Below are 18,978 nucleotides of genomic sequence, written 5' to 3'. Positions count from 1 at the left end.
CTCAGTGGCGTACAGGTGACTCCTTCCTCTCCATGTGGCGTGAGCTGACTCCCGTCGGACGCCACCCGGACAGCGGTGGCTACCGGCGGTACGCCTGGTCGGCTGCGGACCTGGACTGCCGGGCCTGGTTCCGTGCGCAGGCCGAGGCGCGCGGCCTCACCTACGAGACCGACCGCAACGGCAACCAGTGGGCCTGGCTCGGCGACCCCCTGGCCGGCGACGCCGTCGTCACCGGCTCGCACCTGGACTCCGTACCGGACGGCGGCGCCTTCGACGGGCCGCTCGGCGTGGTCTCCTCCTTCGCCGCGCTGGACGAACTCCGCTCCCGGGGCGCGTCGTTCACCCGGCCCCTCGCCATCACCAACTTCGGTGACGAGGAGGGCGCCCGCTTCGGTCTCGCCTGTGTCGGGTCCCGGCTCGCCGCCGGACAGCTCACCGTCGCCGACGCCCACCGCCTCCGTGACGCCGACGGGATCACCCTGCCCGCCGCCATGGAGAGCGCCGGATACGACCCCGAGGCCATCGGCCCCGACCCGGAACGGCTCGCCCGGATCGGTGCGTTCGTCGAACTCCACGTCGAGCAGGGCCGCGCCCTGGACCTGACCGGCGACCCCGTCGGCATCGCCTCCGCCATCTGGCCGCACGGCCGCTGGCGGTTCGACTTCCGGGGCGAGGCCAACCACGCGGGCACCACCCGTCCGGCCGACCGCCGCGACCCGATGCTCACGTACGCCGAGACCGTGCTCGCCGCCCGCCGCGAGGCCGAACTCACCGGCGCCCTCGCCACCTTCGGCAAGATCGCGGTCGAGCCCAACGGCGTCAACGCCATCCCCTCCCTCGTCCGTGGCTGGCTCGACTCCCGCGCCGCCGACCAGGCCACCCTGGACGCCGTCGTCACCGGCATCGAGCGCGCCGCCCGCCAGTACGCCGAGCGGGCCGGGATCGACCTCGACGTCGTACGCGAGTCGTTCACGCCCGTCGTCGAGTTCGAGCACGTCCTGCGCGACGAGCTCGCCAAGATCCTGGAGGGGACCGGCGACACGGGGCGCCCGGTCCCTGTCCTCGGCACCGGCGCGGGCCACGATGCGGGTATTTTGTCCGCTTCGGTGCCCACCGCCATGCTCTTCGTACGGAACCCCACCGGCATCTCGCACTCTCCGGCCGAGCATGCCGCCGAGGACGACTGCACGGCCGGGGTGCGGGCACTCGCCGACGTACTGGAAGGTCTCGCGTGCAGCTGACAAACCGGACGGCGGAGACGGCAGGGACCGCGGAGACGGCACGGGCGGCCGGCGGGCCCGTCACCGCGACGTACTGGATGGACCACGCCTGGCTCGGGACGTACGTGGAGCCCGATGTCCTGGTCGAGGTCGCAGGCGGCCGGATCGCCGGTGTCAGGACCGGGGTCGAGGCACCGCCGCCCGGCGCCACCGCGCTGCGCGGCCTGACCCTTCCGGGCCTCGCCAACGCCCACTCCCACGCCTTCCACCGGGCCCTGCGCGCCACCGTCCAGGTGGGCACCGGGACCTTCTGGACCTGGCGCGAGCTGATGTACCAGGTGGCCTCGCGGCTCACGCCGGACAGCTACTTCGACCTGGCCCGGGCCACGTACGCGGAAATGGCCCTGGCCGGCATCACTGCCGTCGGCGAATTCCACTACCTCCACCACGCGCCCGGCGGCACGCCGTACGCCAACCCCAACGCCATGGGCGAGGCGCTGATCGCGGCGGCGGCCGAGGCCGGCATCCGGATCACCCTGCTGGACACGGCCTACCTCGCCGCCGGCTTCGGTGAGCCGCCCAACCGGCACCAGCTGCGCTTCTCCGACACCACCGCCGATGCCTGGGCCGAGCGCGCCTCCCTCCTCAAGGGCGACGACCACACGCTGATCGGCGCGGCCATCCACTCCGTGCGCGCGGTCCCGGCGGACCAGCTGGTCACCGTCGCCGCCTGGGCCGAGGAGCGGAGCGCGCCGCTCCATGTCCACCTCTCCGAGCAGACGGCGGAGAACGACGCCTGCCAGGCCGCCCACGGCCGTACACCCACCCGGCTGCTGGCCGACCACGGCGTCCTCGGCCCGCGCACCACCGGCATCCACAACACGCATCTGACGGAGGAGGACATCGCCCTGCTCGGCTCCTCCACCACCGGCACCTGCATGTGCCCCACCACGGAGCGCGATCTCGCCGACGGCATCGGCCCGGCCGTCGCGCTCCAGAAGGCGGGCTCGCCGCTCTCGCTCGGCAGCGACAGCCACGCCGTCATCGACCTCTTCGAAGAGGCGCGCGCGATGGAGCTCAACGAGCGCCTGCGCACCCACATCCGGGGCCACTGGACGGCCGCCGCTCTGCTGAGGGCCGCCTCCGCCGACGGGCACGCCGCACTCGGCCGCCCCGACGCGGGCGTCCTGGAACCGGGCGCTCCGGCCGACCTGACGACCATCGCCCTGGACTCCGTCAGAACGGCAGGGCCGGTGCCCCGACTGGCAGCGGAGACCGCCGTATTCGCCGCCTCCGCCGCTGATGTGCGGCACACGGTCGTGGCAGGACGCCACATCGTCCGCGACGGCCGTCACGCGCTGATCGAGGACGTGCCCGGAGCGCTCGCGGCGGCCGTGGCAGCCCTGCACCACTGACCGTCGGCCGCCCCGAACCACCGATCCCGGAACGCAAGGAGAACACTCTCCAGATGACGACCACCGCCGTCACCCACATCGCCAGCCTGGTCACCAATGACCCCTCCCTCGGCAACGGCACCCCCCTGGGCCTGATCCAGGACGCGGCCGTCGTCATCGAGGGCGACCGCATCGTCTGGACCGGTGAATCAAGCAAAGCACCCGCCACTGACAACGTGCTCGACGCGGCCGGCCGGGCCATGATCCCGGGCTTCGTCGACTCCCACTCCCACCTGGTCTTCGCGGGTGACCGCACCCAGGAGTTCAACGCCCGGATGTCCGGGCAGCCCTACACCGCCGGCGGCATCCGCACCACGGTCGCCGCCACCCGCCAGGCCTCCGACGAGCAGCTCTCCGCCAACGTCGCCCACTACCTCGCCGAGGCCCTGCGCCAGGGCACCACCACCCTGGAGACCAAGTCCGGCTACGGCCTCACCGTCGAGGACGAGGCCCGCGCCCTGCGCATCGCCTCCCGCCACACCGACGAGGTCACCTACCTCGGCGCGCACGTCGTCTCGCCGGACTACGCCGACGACCCGGCCGGCTACGTCGACCTGGTCACCGGCCCCATGCTGGAGGCCTGCGCCCCGCACGCCCGCTGGATCGACGTCTTCTGCGAGCGCGGCGCCTTCGACGGCGACCAGGCCCGCGCCATCCTCACGGCGGGCCGCGCCAAGGGCCTCCACCCGCGCATCCACGCCAACCAGCTGACGTACGGCCCCGGCGTCCAGCTCGCCGTGGAGCTCGACGCCGCCTCCGCCGACCACTGCACCCACCTCACCGACGCGGACGTGGACGCGCTGGGCCAGGGCGACACGGTGGCCACGCTGCTTCCCGGCGCCGAGTTCTCCACCCGGGCCACCTGGCCCGACGCCCGCCGCCTGCTGGACGCCGGGGCCACGGTCGCGCTCTCCACAGACTGCAACCCGGGCTCGTCGTTCACCTCGTCCATGCCGTTCTGCATCGCCCTGGCCGTACGGGACATGGGGATGACGCCCGACGAGGCGATCTGGTCCGCCACCGCCGGCGGCGCCGCGGCCCTCCGCCGCACCGACATCGGCCGCATCACGCCCGGCGCCCGCGCCGACCTGGTCCTCCTGGACGCCCCGAGCCACGTCCACCTCGCCTACCGGCCGGGCGTCCCGCTGGTCAGCGCGGTGTGGCGGGGCGGGGAGCGGGTGGAGTAGCCGCGGGGAACAGGCGGCCGCCGCCAGGACCCGGACACGCGGAAGGACCCGCCCCGCATACGTGGACACGTACGACGGGAGCGGGTCCTTCCGCGAGCTCACAGGCCCACACACAGGCCCTCGAGCCCTCGGGCCTACTCCTCCAGGGTCAGCCCCTTGCGGAGCTTGACCAGCGTCCGCGAGAGCAGCCGGGACACGTGCATCTGCGAGATGCCCAGCTCCTCGCCGATCTCCGACTGCGTCAGGTTGCTGACGAAGCGGAGCGAGAGGATCATGCGGTCCCGCGAGGGCAGCGCGGCGATCAGCGGCTTCAGGGACTCGACGTACTCGATGCCTTCGAGCCCGTGGTCCTCGTAGCCGAGGCGGTCCGTGAGGGCGCTCTCGCCGTCGTCCTCCTCGGGCTTGGCGTCCAGCGAGCTCGCGGTGTACGCGTTGCTCGCGGACATGCCCTCGACGACCTCGTCCGGCGTGATGCCGAGGCGCTCGGACAGCTCCGCCACGGTGGGCGCGCGGTCCAGCTGCTGGGAGAGCTCGTCGCCGGCCTTGGCCAGGTCGAGCCGGAGCTCCTGGAGCCGGCGCGGGACGCGCACGGACCAGCTGGTGTCGCGGAAGAACCTCTTGATCTCGCCGACGATGGTCGGCATCGCGAACGTCGGGAACTCGACACCGCGGCTCAGCTCGAACCGGTCGATCGCCTTGATCAGGCCGATGGTGCCGACCTGGACGATGTCCTCCATCGGCTCGCTGCGCGAGCGGAACCGGGAGGCGGCGAACTTGACGAGCGCGAGGTTGAGCTCGACGAGGGTGTTGCGGACGTACGCGTACTCGTGCGTGCCCTCTTCGAGGGATTCGAGGCGCTCGAAGAGCGTCTTCGACAGGGCCCTGGCGTCCAGGGCCCCTATTTCGGCGTAGGGCGGGATCTCAGGCAGTCCTTCGAGCCCCGTGAAGCCCTCAAGCCCCTCGCCGGAAGATTCGGGGGTGGTGCTGGCGCGCGGGCCGGGAACGGCGCTCGCGGCGGGGGAGTCGGAATTGGTCGGTCCCTGAGGACATGCCGACGACGCGTTGGGGGTACGCGCTTCGTCGAGCCGGGGTGACATGGTTCTCCTCCATCGTTCTCGGCATATGGCTGCCGATGCCCATATGTGTTTCCTGCGGTGAAGCGGCGCCTCCAAAGCCGGTCGTGTTTCAGGTGTCCCCCTACCCTTACCCGGTTCCAGCCAAGAGTTACAAGCTCCAATTGACCGTGTATGTCCGGTTTGTTGAGTTCTCCGACTACCGCGTGGCGAATGAAACGCGTACTGTTTTACGCATGTCGGCGGCGACTCTGCATGCAGCCGCACAGGTAGTGACGCGCATAGCGACGGACGGCGAAGAGGTACTGGGCATGGACCGCGGGACGGTTGGCAGTGCGAACCGGGGTCGACTTCAGGTCGAGGCCCGGACGGAGGGGCGCAGCGAGGTCGTGACTCCGGTGGGTGAGCTCGATCACCACACCGCGGATCTGCTGCGGGAGCCGCTGGAGAGTGCGGTCGAGCAAGGGCGGTCACGCCTGGTCGTCGACTGCTCACGCCTGGACTTCTGCGACTCCACCGGGCTGAACGTGCTGCTCGGTGCGCGCCTCAAGGCGGAGGAGGTCGGAGGAGGGGTCCACCTGGCCGGAATGCTGCCGGTCGTGGCGAGAGTCTTCGAGATCACCGGCGCCGAGGCGGTCTTCACCGTCCACGCCACGCTCGAAGAGGCGCTGCGGACCTAGATCGGGTACGGCGCATTCCGCGTCGTCCCTGATGACGGCCGTGTTACGCGATCGGCAGCCCGAAGGGGGTGTCGTAGCGGTGCGGCCGGGCAGGAGACACCCCGTCGGCATCCCGCAAAGATCCGGCACATTCGGTAACTGATCATTTCTGTTCCATGACGGCATGGCGACATGGCGAACGACATGGCGAATCGGTGAGGTGAAGCGCTGATGAGCACCACCCGGCAGCATCCGCCGGGCGACCTCGGCCGCGAGCCGGAAGGAGCGGGCGCGGACTCGCCCGTTCCGGCCGAGCGGCAGTGGCGCACGCTCTCACTCGGGCAGGCCAGCGGAATCGTTCCGATGGCCCGTGATTTCGCCCGGCAGGCCCTGCACGACTGGGGGTGGCTTCCGGCGTCCAGCGCGGACCGCCGGGCCGCGGCCGAGGACGTCCTGCTGGTCGTCTCCGAGCTCGTGACCAACGCCTGCCTCCATGCGGAGGGTCCCGAGGAGCTCCGGATCGGCCGTACACCCAAGGCGCTGCGCGTCGAGGTCGTCGACCGGGGGGCCGGCCAGCCCGCTCCCCGTACGCCGCACCGCGCCGGCCGTCCCGGCGGTCACGGCATGTTCATCGTGCAGCGGCTCTGCCTGGACTGGGGCGTGCAGCGTACGCCGGAGTCGCCGGGCAAGACCGTCTGGGCGGAGCTCGCCGCGCCCGCGTAACAGCACAGGGGCTATTCCGTACACCGAAGAGCGCGCCGGATCCGGCGCGCTCTTTGTCTTCCCTCCATCAGGCCCCGGGCGTACCTTGAGCGCCCAATCTGATGTGCCGTCAGTAACGTGCGCCCGTAAGGATCTTGCGGCTGTCGCGCGTGGCGGCGTCCGGCATGAGGGGAACACGAGGTGGCGAACCAGAAGCGGACAGCTCTCGCGCTGACGGCCGCGCTCACGGTCGCGACGGCGGGCTCGGTGGTGCTGATGGCCGCGCCCGTCGCCCACGCCGAGGTCGTGGGCGTCAACTACCAGTGCGAGACGCCCATCGGGCCCAAAGGGGCCGTCTCGCCCATCGACATCAAGAGCGTGCAGAGCGGCAGCGGCTACAGACTCACCATGTCCTTCCAGAAGGGCGTCTCCTCCAGCCCGGTCGAGCTCGGCAAGGGCGCCATGAATCCGAGCGCCGTGATCGAGGTGGGCGGCGCGGAGACGGGCGAGGTCCAGGTCTCGGGGCCGGCGAACGCGGAGGCGATTCCGGCCAACACCCCTATCAGGATCAGTGACTTGTCCGGGACGTACACGCCGAAGAAGAGCGGCAAGGTCACCTTGACCGCCGGCGTGCTCACCATCAAGGCGCTCGGTACGACGACGACCTGCACGCCGAAGAACAGCCCCGGGCCTTCGCTGGAACTCGATGTCACAGGTGCCGGAGGCTCCACGGGCGGTTCGACGAGCGGCTCCACCGGTGGCAGCGCGTCGGGTGGCGGCGCATCCGGTGGCAGCGCCTCAGGTGGTGGCGAACTGCCGAAGACCGGCCCGCTCGACTCGGCGGCGGCGCTCGGCACTCTCGGCGGGACGGTCCTGCTGACCGGAGCGGCCGGAGTGCTCTGGCTGACCCGGCGAGGACAGCGCCCGACGGGCTGAACGCCGGAACCGCCAGCGCGAGGGAGCCGCCCATGGAGCCGCCGATGCCGTACGGACGCCGGCCGTCGCCGCCGTACGAACGCCGGCCGTCCATCCCGTACGTACGCCTGCTCGTCGGCCTGGTCCTGGTGCTGCTCCTCGCTCCTCCGGCGGCGGCCGAGGAAGGCTCCGGCTGGACGGTCCGGCCCGCGGGCGGCGGGAGTGCCGGCTGGGACGCGCGGCCGTACGTCTATCTGGAGGGCACTTCCGAAGCGGTGCTCCAGGACCGGATCTCGGTGACCAACCCGGCCCGCGCCCCGCTGACCGTACGGCTGCGCGGCGACGGCCAGGCCGGGCCGTGGCTCCGGTTCGCGGCGGAGACGGTCACCGTGCCGGCCCGGACCCGCGCCGACGTGCCGTTCACGCTCGCGCTGCCGGTCAACGCGACGCCGGGCGACCTGGCGGGAGAGATCGTGGCGGCGGCGGACGGGAGTGAGGAGAGGCGCGTACCGGTACGGGTGCGGATCGGCGGCCCCACGCTGGCGGCGCTCACCGTGGAGGACGTCGAGGTGGCGGGCCGGACCATCCGGTACGCGCTGGTCAACCGCGGCAACGTACCTCTGCGGCCACGGCTGGCCGTGCGCGCGGACGGCGTTTTCGGCGAGCTGCTGGACCGCCCGGCCCGGCCGCTGGACCTGGAGCTGGCTCCTGGCCGCCGGGTGGAGCTCACCGAACCCTGGCCCGACGCACCGGAGTTGGACTCCGTCACCGTGCGGCTACGGGTCGCAGCGGAGGACGGGGCGCGGGACGAGGCGGTGGCCTCGGCGACGTACGTTCCGGTGGCGCCGGTCGCCGGCGGCGGGCTGCTGGCGCTCGGCGTCCTGGCGGTGCTCGGCACCGGCGCGTACCGGCGGCGGCGCACGCGCGGCGGGACGCGAGAAGCCGAGGTGGACGACGAGCCGCAACCGGCCGAAGAGACACGGTCCTTGGCGAAGGCAGGAGCGGAATGGTGAAGCGACACCCGGCCAGTGGAAGCCGCGTACCGACAACTCTCCTGCTTCTCCTGGCCGTTCTTCTCGGCCTCGCGGCCCCGACCGCGCAGTCGGCCGAAGGCGACAACCCTGTCGTAACGCTCTCCAAGAAGGAGGCGGGCCAAGGCGGCGCGATCACCGTCAAAGGCGGCGGCTGGCGCTCCGAGGCGTTGCTGATGCTCCTGATCTGCGGCCGGTCCTCGCCGGAGCGCGGTGTGATCGGCGGCACCAACTCCTGTGCCAATGCCGACGGTCGGGCCGTCACCACCGACAGGAAGGGCGCCTTCAGCCAGAGGCTGCCGGTGGCCGAGCCGCCCGTGCCCTGTCCGTGTGTGGTGCACGTCGCCACGGTGACGGGTGAACAGGCGCTGGTCGACGCGGTGTTCACTGTGGCGGGCCATCCCACGGCCCCGCTGCCGCCGCCGGCCGACGACGGCAGGCTCGCGGTGCTGGCCACCACCCGGCTGGAGGGCGAGAGTTCGCTGCTCACCTGGTTCGGCGCGCCGCCCGCACGGCAGTTGGTCTTCACCGTCGGCAATCTCGGCTCCGCACCCGTGCAGGACCCCGTCTTCGAGATCGGCACCGCGCACGGCGTCTACGCCCCGCAGTGGGAGGAACGCCAGTGGCGCGGCACGGTCGCGCCCGGCTCCAAGGCGCAGATCACACTGCCGGTCGAACTCTCCGCCGGCGCGCACGGCGACTACCAGGTCTCCTTGCGGTACGGGACGAAGGTGCTGGCCGAACAGCCGTGGGGCGTGGGCCGCCCGTGGGGCGTCACGCTCTTCTGGGTGCTGCTCTGCCTGGTCGTCCCGGCCGCGGTCTTCCGTATCGGCATGGCCGTCGTGGACAAGCTCCGCCCCGGTCCCGCCGGCACCTCGGCCCGCCACGCGCACCGCCCGCGAGCACGGCCCACGAGCACCGGTCCGGCCGCGCTGCCGTGGTTCACCCAGGACTCCGCACCGCCAGACATCCGGCGTTCCGCACCGTCGGTGAACCGACCCCCACCCACGACGAAGGGACACGTGTGGACACGCAACGGAGGATGAGCGCGATCGGAGTGGCACTGATGCTCGGCGGCGCGGGCATCGTGCTGGCCGCGAGCCCGGCCCAGGCGGCCGAGGTCAGTTACGCGACGGAGTGCGTTCCGCCGCCCATCTCGGGCCTGCCGCCGGTCCAGGGCACCACGAAGGTGCAGCTGACCGCGCCGGCCGAGGCGAAGGTCGGCGACGAGATCGAGGTCGTCTGGAAGACGGTCCAGGCCGCGTCCAACAACCCGGACGTGCTGGACCTCGGCAAGGACACGGTGCAGCCGACCGGGACCGTCACGCTGGGCGGCGCGGCGAGCGGCGAACTGAAGCTGGAGGGCCCCCGGCAGAATCCGCCCATCCCCAAGAACAGCCCGATGCTGCTGCCCGACATGACGGCCAAGCTGAAGCTGGAGACGGCCGGTGAGATCACGCTGACCCCGGGCGCGTACACCATCAACGTCTCGAAGCCGATCTCCACGGACACCAAGTGCGCTCCGAAGGAGACGGTCCAGCCGGGCGCCACGATCAAGGTGACGGGGGCGGGCTCCACGACCGGCGGCACCACGTCCGCAGGAGGCACGGACACCGGCGGTACGACGACGGGTGGCACGACGACCGGCGGCACGACGTCAGGCGGCACGACGTCAGGTGGTACGGACGCCGGAGGCACCACGACCACCGGAGGCACCACCACGACGGGAGGCACCACCACCGGCGGCACCACCACCGGAAGCAACGGCGGCACCGGAGGCGAAACCGACTTCCCCGGCAAGGAGGTCTCCGTCGCCTACGCCTGCAAGACCCCCATCGGCGACAAGAACGCCACCTCCCCGGTCCGTATCAGCGCCAAGAAGAACGGCGGCGCGTACGACCTCACCGTCAAGTTCGGCAAGTCCGTCATGGACAGCCCGATCGACATCCCGGCCGAACAGGTCAAGCCGTCCATGGAGGTCGAGCTCGGCGGCGCCGACCAGGGCACGGTCACGGTCGAAGGGCCGCTGAACAAGGAGGTCATCAAGACCGGCGCACCGATCGAGATCCCGGACCTCACCGGCACGTACAAGCCCGGCGCGAGCGGCACGTCGACGCTCAGCCCGGGCGTGCTGACGGTGATGGCCGTCGGTACGACGACCACCTGCACCCCGCCCGCCGGTGTCGCGGTCTCTCTGGAGCTGGACACCTCGGCCCAGCCGGGCGGCGCGTCCGGCTCCACCGGCTCCACCGGCTCCAGCAGCGGAGCGGCAGCTTCCGGCGGAGCGGCGGCCTCCGGCGGCGGTACGGACTCGGGCGGCGGCCTCGCGGCCACCGGCGCCGAGGACGACGGCGCCCTGCGCGCGCTCGGCCTGGTCGCGGGCACGGCGATCCTGCTGGGCGGCGCGGTCTTCACGTTCACGCCGTGGCGGCGGCTGCGCTCCACGCGCTGAACCGTGACTGCGGGCGTGGGCGTCGCCGGAAAGGGACGGAGCGCTTCCGGCGACGCCCACGCATGCTCTGAGCTTGCTCAAATCACCTGTCCCGCCTTGCCTGTGCAAGATCGGCAAGGCTAGGTTCCTTGGGTGTCTCTTCGCAGGAGCGAAGGGAATGGTCCGAGTGCGGCGCTCTCCGGCAGGCTTGACCACCTGCTGGTGCCGCACGCTTGGGAAAAGGAACAACATGAAGGTGACCTGGGGGAAGAAGGCCGCGACGGGTGCGCTCGCGGGCCTGCTGATGACGTCCGGACTGGCGTTGGCCACCGCGGCACCGGCTCAGGCGGCCGGGGCGAAGTACACCTGCAAGGCAACGCCCAGCCTCTCGCTGGGACGTCCGGTGTCGACTTCCTCGTGCAAGAAGTCCGCCAAGGGGAAGACCGTCAAGAAGCACCGTGCCGTGCTCCTCTGTGACGTCGTTCGCGGCCGTGGCGCCCCGCACGATGTCACGTGGACGCTGTTCGGCGACTGGAAGAAGCCCGGCGAGAAGTCCTCGGTGAAGTGCGGGTTCAGCAGCTTCCTGCGCAGCGTCAAGGTCGAGACCAAGGCCAAGTAGCTCCAGCCGCCCGACCGGCGGCAAACGGAACGGGTCCGCACGAACCTCTCGTGCGGACCCGTTCTGCGCGGCTGGACGACCAACCGCGTACGGCTACTTGACGCCGCCCATGAGCGCGCGGATCTTCCGGCCCGCCACCATGAAGGCGAGGCCCGCGGCGACCGCGACGACGGCCTGCAGCGTGTAGTACGCGGCGTCGCCCAGCGGTGCGTTGAGCTTCGTGGTCCAGCCGTTCAGGGCGTTGCCCGTCGACGTGGCCAGGAACCACAGGCCCATGATCTGGCCCACGAACATCTTCGGAGCCAGCTTCGTCGACAGCGACAGGCCGACCGGCGAGAGGCACATCTCACCCATGGTCTGCGCCAGGTAGACGGCGAGCAGCCAGAAGACGGTGACCTTGCCGGTCTCGCTGTTGGCCGCGGCGGCGCCCGCCAGGCCCATGATGCCGAAGGAACCACCGATGAGGAGCATCGCCAGGGCGAACTTCATCGGGGTGCTGGGCTCACGGTTGCGCTTGGCCAGCTTGACCCAGAGCGCGGCGAAGACCGGGGCCAGGATGATGACCATCGCGGGGTTGACCGACTGCAGCCAGGAGGCCGGGAACTCCCAGCCGCCGACGAAGCGGTCCGTCTTGTTGTCCGCGAAGATCGTCAGCAGTGAGCCGGACTGGTCGTAGATCATCCAGAAGAGGACGGCCGTGATGAAGAACCACACGTACGCCTTGATCTTCGGCCGGTCCTCGGCGGTCAGCGCCGGGTCGCGGAAGATCGTGATGAAGTAGATGATCGGCACGACGACGCCCAGTACCGCCAGGACGTTGACGATGTGCTCGATGCTGTACGTACCCAGCGCGACGTCGATGACCAGCGCGGCGACCGCGAGGCCGGACCAGAGGGCGACCTTGCGCAGGACCTGCCGCCGCTCCTCCGGCGAGGCCGGCTTCGCGGGCAGCTTGCCGACGTCACCGAGGTGCTTGGCGCCGAGGACGTACTGGACGACCGCGAGGCTCATGCCGACACCGGCGACACCGAAGCCGAGGTGCCAGTTGACGTGCTCACCGAGGTAGCCGACGATCAGCGGCGCCGCGAGGCCACCGATGTTGATCGCCATGTAGAAGAGGGTGAAACCGGCGTCACGGCGGGCGCTGGACTGGCCCTCGTAGAGCTCACCCACCATCGCCGAGATGTTCGGCTTCAGCAGACCCGTACCGACCGCGATCAGCGCGAGGCCGAAGAAGAACGCGATGTCGCTCGGGAGAGCGAGGGTGAAGTGGCCGAGCGCGATGACGATGCCACCGACCAGAACGGCCTTGCGGGCGCCCCAGAGACGGTCGGCGACCCAGCCGCCGGGCATCGCGGCCATGTAGACGACAGCGTTGTACACACCGTAGATGGAGGCGGCGAGCGCCTCCTTGCCCTCCAGGGGGCCGTCGAGTACGGCGGCCACGAGGTACAGGGTGAGGATGGCCCGCATCCCGTACCAGGAGAAGCGTTCCCACATCTCCGTCATGAAGAGGGTGGCCATACCGCGGGGGTGGCCGAAGAAGGTCTGCTCACCGGAATTCGGCGAGTCCTTCGTCAGGCTGGACGCCATGGTCGATCCTTGCTGGTCGGGACGCGCTCGCCTCGTGAGCGGTGCGCGCCCGGTGGGGGGTAGCCGGCACCGGCGCGGCCGCACCCCATCCCCACGCCTGAGGGGGGACTCGCTCCGGGGCCGGGCTCCCGTTCGGAGCGTTCGGCGGCGGGGCGGGGCAGTGTCGCGTCGGGATCCACACCCGGTGCGCGTCCTTAACGCTCCGGGCCCGGCTCACAGGTCATTCACTCAGGACGGGCCGGCGCGAACCGGCCCAGCACACAGAAGAGACCCTTGGCGCTCACGGCGGTCCAAAGGTCCTTCGGCAGTGCAACAGGCGTCGGGACACCATACGACACGACACAGCGGGATATGGAAGGACTTGAGACATGGATCACAGGTAATAATGGAACCTGGCTCCCATATTCAAAGGTCCATGCCTGGATTTCGGCGCTGACCCGCAGGCAGTGGCGAGAGCCTCACTCCGGACGTCCCGGCCGGACTACCATCAGTCCATGACCCGTGTACTGCTCGCCGAGGACGACGCATCCATCTCGGAGCCACTGGCCCGCGCACTGCGTCGGGAGGGTTACGAGGTCGAAGTCCGCCAGGACGGCCCGACGGCGCTCGACGCCGGACTCCAGGGCGGCGTCGACCTCGTGGTCCTCGACCTCGGGCTGCCCGGGATGGACGGCCTCGAAGTCGCCCGCCGCCTCCGCGCCGACGGCCACACCGTGCCGATCCTGGTGCTGACGGCCCGCGCCGACGAGGTCGACACGGTGGTCGGCCTGGACGCCGGCGCCGACGACTACGTCACCAAGCCCTTCCGCCTCGCCGAGCTCCTCGCCCGGGTCCGCGCCCTGCTCCGCCGCGGCGCCTCCGAGCCCGTCGCCCAGCCCGCCACCCACGGCGTCCGGATCGACGTCGAGTCGCACCGGGCCTGGATGGGCGAGGAGGAACTCCAGCTCACCGCCAAGGAGTTCGACCTCCTTCGGGTCCTGGTCCGGGACGCCGGCCGGGTCGTCACCCGCGACCAGCTGATGCGCGAGGTCTGGGACACCACCTGGTGGTCCTCCACCAAGACGCTCGACATGCACATCTCCTGGCTCCGCAAGAAGCTCGGCGACGACGCGGCCAATCCCCGCTACATCGCGACGGTCCGGGGCGTCGGCTTCCGGTTCGAGAAGAGCTGACGTACGAAACACTCATGCACCTCGATGACGCGGGACGACGATGCGCCGCCGGCTGATCAACTCCACGCTCGCCGTGGTGCTCGTGGTCATCGCCGTCTTCGGCGTCTCCCTCGTCATCGTGGAGACGCGCACCATCAGCGCCAGCGCCCAGGAGAGCGTCGAATCCGAGGCGCTGCGGCTGATCAGCGTGGTCGACAGCCGGCTGCTCGGCGACGAGGTGATCAACTCCGGCGTGCTCTCCGAGCAGATCGACCCGTCCCGGTTCGCGCTGATCGAGATCCCGGGCCGGGCCCCGATCGCCGTCGGCGAGCGGCCCACCGGCAGCGTCCTGCGCGCCACCGAGACCGGTGAGCAGGGCGAGAAGGTCACCGTCGAGGAGTCCCGCTCGTCCGTCACCCGCGAGGTCGGCCGCACGCTCCTGATCATCGGCGCGGTGGCGCTGCTCGCGATCATCTCGGCCGTGCTCCTCGCCGTACGCCAGGCCAACCGGCTCGCCTCACCGCTCACCGACCTCGCCGAGACCGCCGAACGCCTCGGCTCCGGCGACCCGCGTCCGCGCCACAAGCGGTACGGCGTGCCCGAGCTGGACCGGGTCGCCGACGTCCTGGACGCCTCCGCCGAGCGGATCGCCCGGATGCTGACCGCCGAGCGGCGACTGGCGGCGGACGCCTCGCACCAGCTCCGTACGCCGCTCACCGCGCTCTCCATGCGGATCGAGGAGATCTCGGTGACCGACGACCCGGAGACGGTGAAGGAGGAGGCGAACATCGCGCTCACTCAGGTCGAGCGCCTCACCGACGTCGTCGAGCGGCTGCTGACCAACTCCCGCGACCCGCGCACCGGCTCCGCCGTCGTCTTCGACCTGGACGAGGTCATCAAGCAGCAGATCGAGGAGTGGCGCCCGGCCTACCGCTCCACCGGCCGCGCGCTGGTCTGCTCCGGCAAGCACGGTCTGCGGGCCGTCGGCACGCCGGGCGCGGTCGCCCAGGTCCTGGCGGCGCTCATCGAGAACTCGCTGATGCACGGCGGCGGCACCGTCGCGCTGCGCACCCGCGTCACCGGCAACCAGGTCGTCATCGAGGTCACCGACGAGGGCCCCGGCGTCCCGGCCGAGCTGGGCGCGCGGATCTTCGAACGGACGATCAGCGGCCGCAACTCCACCGGCATCGGCCTCGCCGTCGCCCGGGACCTCGCGGAGGCGGACGGCGGCCGCCTGGAACTGCTCCAGCAGCACCCGGCGGTCTTCGCGCTCTTCCTCAGCCGCATCCCGCTCGACCGCAAGGACCCGGAACGCCCGGTGCGCTGAGCACGTAAGGAGCCGGAGGGATCAGTTCCGTACGGGATCGGGCTCTACGGTCTCCGTCGACCGCCGCTGCTCCAGAAACCGCTCCGCAGGGCGTGCGGCCTCCTCGTCGGACGGGGCCTTGTCGGGCAGGGCCTTGAAGACCCAGGTGCGGTAGGACCAGAAGCGGAACAGGGTCGCGATCCCGATGCCGAGGATCTTGAAGACGTTGCTCTGGACCGGGCTGTTCCAGTCGAAGCCGTACGTCGCCAGGTACAGGACGCCGTTCTCGATCACCGCGCCCGCCGCGCTGAACAGCAGGAAGAGGGTCAGCTCGCGGGTCCGGCCGGTCTTGTCGCGGTCCCGGTAGGTCCAGTAGCGGAAGCCCACGTAGTTGCAGAGGATGGCGACGAAGGTCGCCAGCACGCTCGCCCGGACGACCTGGAGATCCGTGGTGTGCCGCAGCAGGTTGAAGACGGCGATGTTGACCAGCAGCCCCACCGCACCGACCGCGCCGAACTTCGCGACCTCCCGGCCCAGCAGATCAAGCCGGGTCCGCAGTGCGCCCCGTTCGCTCATGGTGATCGCTCAGTCCGTCCGTTCGATGGCGTCGACGGTTCCGTCAACTCCGCCATGCTAACCAGCCCTCAGGTGTGACGGGTCCGTGATGGCCGGGAGCCCGCCGGAGGCGGTACCCGGACGGCGTCCCGGCCGCCTCGGCGCGCCCGATACCCTGGGGGTGTGACGTTCCCGGTAGTCGGCATGGTCGGCGGCGGTCAGCTCGCCCGTATGACCCACGAGGCGGGTATCCCCCTCGGCCTGAAATTCAAGCTCCTCAGTGACACGCCCCAGGACTCGGCGGCCCAGGTGGTCAGCGAGGTCGTCATCGGCGACTATCGCGACCTGGACACGCTCCGCGCCTTCGCGCAGGGCTGCGACGTGATCACCTTCGACCACGAGCACGTGCCCACCGAGCACCTGCGGGCCCTGGAGGCGGACGGCATCCCCGTCCGTCCCGGCCCCGATGCCCTGGTGCACGCGCAGGACAAGGGGGTGATGCGCGCGAGGCTCACGGAGATCGGCGCGCCCTGCCCCCGTAACCGCATCGTCAGCGACCCGGCCGACGCCGCCGCGTTCGCGCAGGAGGTCGGCGGCTTCCCGGTCATCCTCAAGACCGTGCGCGGCGGGTACGACGGCAAGGGCGTGTGGGTGGTCCGCTCCGAGGCGGACGCGGCCGACCCGTTCCGCGCCGGTGTGCCGGTCCTCGCGGAGGAGAAGGTCGACTTCGTACGGGAGCTGGCGGCCAACATCGTCCGCTCGCCGCACGGCCAGGCCGTGGCCTACCCGGTCGTCGAGTCGATCCAGGTCGACGGCGTCTGCGACACGGTGATCGCGCCGGCGCCGGACCTGTCCGAGCAGCTGGCCGGCGAGGCCCAGCAGCTCGCGCTCCGCATCGCCGCCGAACTGGACGTCGTCGGCCACCTCGCGGTGGAGCTGTTCGAGACGCGGAGCGACGACGGGACTCCCGGCATTCTCGTCAACGAGCTGGCGATGCGCCCGCACAACTCGGGCCACTGGACCATGGACGGCGCGATCACCTCGCAGTTCGCCAACCACGTACGGGCGGTCCTCGACCTCCCGCTCGGCGACCCGCGCCCGCGCGCGCCCTGGACGGTCATGTGCAACGTCCTCGGCGGCGACTACCCGGACATGTACCAGGCGTACCTGCACTGCATGGCCCGCGACCCGCAGCTCAAGATCCACATGTACGGCAAGGACGTGAAGCCCGGCCGCAAGGTCGGCCACGTCAACACCTACGGCGACGACCTGGCGGACGTGCGGGAGCGCGCCCGGCACGCGGCCGACTACCTGCGAGGAACGATCACCGAATGACTTCCCCCTCCGCACCGGCGCCCGTGATCGGCATCGTGATGGGCTCGGACTCCGACTGGCCCGTCATGGAGGCGGCGGCCAAGGCGCTCGACGAGTTCGAGATCCCGTACGAGGTCGACGTCGTCTCCGCCCACCGCATGCCGCGCGAGATGATCGCGTACGGCGAGGAGGCGGCGGGCCGCGGCCTGAAGGCGATCGTCGCGGGCGCCGGCGGAGCGGCTCACCTGCCCGGCATGCTGGCCTCGGTCACGCCGCTGCCGGTCATCGGCGTCCCGGTGCCGCTGAAGTACCTGGACGGCATGGACAGTCTGCTCTCCATCGTCCAGATGCCGGCCGGTGTCCCCGTCGCCACCGTCTCGGTCGGCGGCGCGCGCAACGCGGGCCTGCTCGCCGCCCGGATCCTGGCCGCGCACGACCCGGCGCTCCAGGAGCGGATGCGGGAGTTCCTGCAGGAGCTGAACGACCAGGCGACCGAGAAGGGCAAGCGGCTGCGGTCCAAGGTCCAGGGCTCGGACTCCTTCGGCTTCGGAAAGTAGGGGGCGGCAGATGGACTACGTACAGCGCGCCCGCGAGCTCCTCGCCGCCCACCCGGTCGTCGACGGCCACAACGACCTGCCCTGGGCCCTGCGCGAGCAGGTCGGGTACGACCTGGACGCCCGGGACATCGCCGCCGACCAGCGCGGCCTGCTCCACACCGACCTGGCGCGGCTGCGGGCCGGCGGGGTCGGCGGCCAGTTCTGGTCGGTTTACGTACGCACCGACCTGACCGGCGACGCGGCGGTCAGCGCCACGCTGGAACAGATCGACATCGTCGCCGAGCTGATCGCCCGCTACCCGACCCACCTGCGCCGCGCGCTCACCGCCGACGACCTGGAGAAGGCCCGCGCCGAAGGCCGGATCGCCTCGCTGATGGGCGCCGAGGGCGGCCACTCCATCAACAACTCGCTGGGCACCTTGCGCGCCCTGTACGAGCTGGGCGTCCGCTACCTGACGCTCACGCACAACGACAACATCGACTGGGCCGACAGCGCCACCGACCTGCGCCGCCTCGGCGGCCTCTCCGCCTTCGGCCACGAGGTCGTCCGCGAGATGAACCGCGTCGGCATGCTGGTCGACCTCAGCCACGTGGCGGACGGCGTCATGCGCGACGCGATCGCCACCAGCACCGCGCCGGTGATCTTCTCGCACTCCTCGGCCCGCGCCGTCTGCGACCACCCGCGCAACATCCCGGACGACGTGCTGGCGGCGCTTCCGGCCAACGGCGGCGTCGCGATGGCGACGTTCGTCCCGAAGTTCGTGCTGCCGGCCGCCGTCGCCTGGACCCAGGCCGCCGACCGCAACATGCGCGAGCACGGCCTGCACCACCTGGACACCACTCCGCAGGCGATGCGCATCCACGAGGACTTCGAGGCGGCCAACCCCCGCCCGCAGGCCACCGTGGCGACCATCGCGGACCACCTGGACCACATGCGCGCGGTCGCGGGCGTCGACCACATCGGCATCGGCGGCGACTACGACGGCACGGCGTTCACGCCGTACGGACTGGAGGACGTCTCCGGCTATCCGAACCTGATCGCCGAGCTCCTGCGGCGCAATTGGTCCGAGGCCGACCTCGCCAAGCTGACCTGGCAGAACGCGGTACGGGTGCTGCGCGACGCGGAGGCGGTGGCCCGCGACGAGCAGAGCACGCGCGGCCCGTCGCACGCGACGATCGAGGAGCTGGACGGGCGGCGGATCCGCTAGTTCC

The 18,978-nt window shown here is 71.2% G+C and carries 18 protein-coding genes; 15 read left to right on the top strand and 3 right to left on the bottom strand.

Going from position 1 to position 18,978, the window contains the following annotated elements:
- Nucleotides 1-32 precede the first annotated feature (32 nt).
- Genes ABZ267_RS17215 through hutI form a run of 3 tightly spaced genes read left to right on the top strand, consistent with a single transcriptional unit; the run spans nucleotide 33 to nucleotide 3,861 of the window.
- Nucleotides 33-1,241, top strand: coding sequence for an allantoate amidohydrolase (locus ABZ267_RS17215; RefSeq protein WP_356746357.1), 1,209 nt, complete (start codon nucleotides 33-35; stop codon nucleotides 1,239-1,241).
- Nucleotides 1,238-2,635 (top strand): formimidoylglutamate deiminase, encoded by a 1,398-nt coding sequence (locus ABZ267_RS17210; RefSeq protein ID WP_356746725.1) that lies wholly within the window; start codon nucleotides 1,238-1,240, stop codon nucleotides 2,633-2,635. The genes ABZ267_RS17215 and ABZ267_RS17210 overlap by 4 nt, the downstream gene beginning before the upstream one ends.
- A 53-nt stretch (nucleotides 2,636-2,688) precedes the next feature.
- Complete coding sequence (gene hutI / locus ABZ267_RS17205; RefSeq protein WP_356746356.1) at nucleotides 2,689-3,861, top strand: imidazolonepropionase; 1,173 nt, start codon at nucleotides 2,689-2,691, stop codon at nucleotides 3,859-3,861.
- 134 nt (nucleotides 3,862-3,995) lie between these two features.
- Here hutI and ABZ267_RS17200 read toward each other — a convergent pair whose 3' ends face one another.
- Nucleotides 3,996-4,958, bottom strand: coding sequence for an RNA polymerase sigma factor SigF (locus tag ABZ267_RS17200; RefSeq protein ID WP_356746355.1), 963 nt, complete (start codon nucleotides 4,956-4,958; stop codon nucleotides 3,996-3,998).
- Between the two features lie 287 nt (nucleotides 4,959-5,245).
- Between ABZ267_RS17200 and ABZ267_RS17195 the strand changes: the two genes are divergently transcribed.
- From ABZ267_RS17195 to ABZ267_RS17165, 7 genes are all read left to right on the top strand, one after another.
- The gene (locus tag ABZ267_RS17195) at nucleotides 5,246-5,614 is read left to right on the top strand and encodes an STAS domain-containing protein (protein ID WP_356363900.1); all 369 of its coding nucleotides are present in this window, start codon (nucleotides 5,246-5,248) and stop codon (nucleotides 5,612-5,614) included.
- A 210-nt stretch (nucleotides 5,615-5,824) separates the two neighbouring features.
- Nucleotides 5,825-6,316 (top strand): ATP-binding protein, encoded by a 492-nt coding sequence (locus tag ABZ267_RS17190; protein WP_356746354.1) that lies wholly within the window; start codon nucleotides 5,825-5,827, stop codon nucleotides 6,314-6,316.
- Nucleotides 6,317-6,496: 180 nt separating this feature from the next.
- Nucleotides 6,497-7,231 (top strand): peptidase, encoded by a 735-nt coding sequence (locus tag ABZ267_RS17185; protein WP_356746353.1) that lies wholly within the window; start codon nucleotides 6,497-6,499, stop codon nucleotides 7,229-7,231.
- A 32-nt stretch (nucleotides 7,232-7,263) separates the two neighbouring features.
- On the top strand, nucleotides 7,264-8,223 hold the full coding sequence (locus ABZ267_RS17180) for a hypothetical protein (protein ID WP_356746352.1): 960 nt from the start codon (nucleotides 7,264-7,266) through the stop codon (nucleotides 8,221-8,223).
- A complete protein-coding gene (locus ABZ267_RS17175; RefSeq protein WP_356746351.1) occupies nucleotides 8,217-9,287 on the top strand; it encodes a hypothetical protein in 1,071 nt (356 codons plus the stop codon). The genes ABZ267_RS17180 and ABZ267_RS17175 overlap by 7 nt, the downstream gene beginning before the upstream one ends.
- Complete coding sequence (locus ABZ267_RS17170) at nucleotides 9,284-10,693, top strand: hypothetical protein (RefSeq protein WP_356746350.1); 1,410 nt, start codon at nucleotides 9,284-9,286, stop codon at nucleotides 10,691-10,693. Before ABZ267_RS17175 ends, ABZ267_RS17170 begins: the two co-directional genes overlap by 4 nt.
- A gap of 229 nt (nucleotides 10,694-10,922) precedes the next feature.
- Nucleotides 10,923-11,291 carry a hypothetical protein gene (locus ABZ267_RS17165; protein ID WP_356746349.1) on the top strand — a complete coding sequence of 123 codons (369 nt, stop codon included), beginning with the start codon at nucleotides 10,923-10,925 and terminating at the stop codon, nucleotides 11,289-11,291.
- Between the two features lie 93 nt (nucleotides 11,292-11,384).
- Here the strand turns inward: ABZ267_RS17165 and ABZ267_RS17160 are convergent, their stop codons facing one another.
- Nucleotides 11,385-12,884, bottom strand: a complete 1,500-nt coding sequence (locus ABZ267_RS17160) for a peptide MFS transporter (protein ID WP_356746348.1) — start codon at nucleotides 12,882-12,884, stop codon at nucleotides 11,385-11,387.
- A gap of 494 nt (nucleotides 12,885-13,378) precedes the next feature.
- Here ABZ267_RS17160 and ABZ267_RS17155 point away from each other — a divergent pair, with 494 nt between their 5' ends.
- Together ABZ267_RS17155 and ABZ267_RS17150 are read left to right on the top strand one after the other, a co-directional pair.
- A complete protein-coding gene (locus tag ABZ267_RS17155; protein ID WP_356746347.1) occupies nucleotides 13,379-14,056 on the top strand; it encodes a response regulator transcription factor in 678 nt (225 codons plus the stop codon).
- A gap of 40 nt (nucleotides 14,057-14,096) precedes the next feature.
- Complete coding sequence (locus tag ABZ267_RS17150) at nucleotides 14,097-15,362, top strand: ATP-binding protein (protein WP_356386339.1); 1,266 nt, start codon at nucleotides 14,097-14,099, stop codon at nucleotides 15,360-15,362.
- 21 nt (nucleotides 15,363-15,383) lie between these two features.
- On the opposite strand, the gene ABZ267_RS17145 is transcribed toward ABZ267_RS17150, so the two are convergent.
- Nucleotides 15,384-15,917, bottom strand: coding sequence for a GtrA family protein (locus ABZ267_RS17145; RefSeq protein WP_356746346.1), 534 nt, complete (start codon nucleotides 15,915-15,917; stop codon nucleotides 15,384-15,386).
- 162 nt (nucleotides 15,918-16,079) lie between these two features.
- Between ABZ267_RS17145 and ABZ267_RS17140 the strand changes: the two genes are divergently transcribed.
- Genes ABZ267_RS17140 through ABZ267_RS17130 form a run of 3 tightly spaced genes read left to right on the top strand, consistent with a single transcriptional unit; the run spans nucleotide 16,080 to nucleotide 18,974 of the window.
- Nucleotides 16,080-17,231, top strand: a complete 1,152-nt coding sequence (locus ABZ267_RS17140; RefSeq protein ID WP_356746345.1) for a 5-(carboxyamino)imidazole ribonucleotide synthase — start codon at nucleotides 16,080-16,082, stop codon at nucleotides 17,229-17,231.
- Nucleotides 17,228-17,767 carry a 5-(carboxyamino)imidazole ribonucleotide mutase gene (gene purE, locus ABZ267_RS17135; RefSeq protein WP_356746344.1) on the top strand — a complete coding sequence of 180 codons (540 nt, stop codon included), beginning with the start codon at nucleotides 17,228-17,230 and terminating at the stop codon, nucleotides 17,765-17,767. Before ABZ267_RS17140 ends, purE begins: the two co-directional genes overlap by 4 nt.
- Before the next feature lie 10 nt (nucleotides 17,768-17,777).
- Complete coding sequence (locus ABZ267_RS17130; protein ID WP_356746343.1) at nucleotides 17,778-18,974, top strand: dipeptidase; 1,197 nt, start codon at nucleotides 17,778-17,780, stop codon at nucleotides 18,972-18,974.
- The last annotated feature ends 4 nt before the right edge of the window (nucleotides 18,975-18,978 follow it).

Origin of the sequence: Streptomyces sp. NPDC006174 (assembly GCF_040614075.1) — a bacterium.
GTDB lineage: Bacteria > Actinomycetota > Actinomycetes > Streptomycetales > Streptomycetaceae > Streptomyces.
The sequence above is the reverse complement of the archived record's forward strand: the minus strand, read 5'-3'. Positions and strand labels throughout refer to the sequence as shown.

Bases quoted from the DNA above. Each gene is read 5' to 3' on its own strand.
- ABZ267_RS17155 (WP_356746347.1), top strand. From the start codon at position 13,379: ATGACCCGTGTACTGCTCGCCGAGGACGACGCATCCATCTCGGAGCCA.
- ABZ267_RS17195 (WP_356363900.1), top strand. From the start codon at position 5,246: ATGGACCGCGGGACGGTTGGCAGTGCGAACCGGGGTCGACTTCAGGTC.
- ABZ267_RS17215 (WP_356746357.1), top strand. From the start codon at position 33: ATGTGGCGTGAGCTGACTCCCGTCGGACGCCACCCGGACAGCGGTGGC.
- ABZ267_RS17190 (WP_356746354.1), top strand. From the start codon at position 5,825: ATGAGCACCACCCGGCAGCATCCGCCGGGCGACCTCGGCCGCGAGCCG.
- ABZ267_RS17160 (WP_356746348.1), bottom strand. From the start codon at position 12,884: ATGGCGTCCAGCCTGACGAAGGACTCGCCGAATTCCGGTGAGCAGACC.
- ABZ267_RS17145 (WP_356746346.1), bottom strand. From the start codon at position 15,917: ATGAGCGAACGGGGCGCACTGCGGACCCGGCTTGATCTGCTGGGCCGG.
- ABZ267_RS17200 (WP_356746355.1), bottom strand. From the start codon at position 4,958: ATGTCACCCCGGCTCGACGAAGCGCGTACCCCCAACGCGTCGTCGGCA.
- ABZ267_RS17150 (WP_356386339.1), top strand. From the start codon at position 14,097: ATGCGCCGCCGGCTGATCAACTCCACGCTCGCCGTGGTGCTCGTGGTC.
- ABZ267_RS17130 (WP_356746343.1), top strand. From the start codon at position 17,778: ATGGACTACGTACAGCGCGCCCGCGAGCTCCTCGCCGCCCACCCGGTC.
- ABZ267_RS17170 (WP_356746350.1), top strand. From the start codon at position 9,284: ATGAGCGCGATCGGAGTGGCACTGATGCTCGGCGGCGCGGGCATCGTG.
- hutI (WP_356746356.1), top strand. From the start codon at position 2,689: ATGACGACCACCGCCGTCACCCACATCGCCAGCCTGGTCACCAATGAC.
- purE (WP_356746344.1), top strand. From the start codon at position 17,228: ATGACTTCCCCCTCCGCACCGGCGCCCGTGATCGGCATCGTGATGGGC.
- ABZ267_RS17175 (WP_356746351.1), top strand. From the start codon at position 8,217: ATGGTGAAGCGACACCCGGCCAGTGGAAGCCGCGTACCGACAACTCTC.
- ABZ267_RS17165 (WP_356746349.1), top strand. From the start codon at position 10,923: ATGAAGGTGACCTGGGGGAAGAAGGCCGCGACGGGTGCGCTCGCGGGC.
- ABZ267_RS17180 (WP_356746352.1), top strand. From the start codon at position 7,264: ATGGAGCCGCCGATGCCGTACGGACGCCGGCCGTCGCCGCCGTACGAA.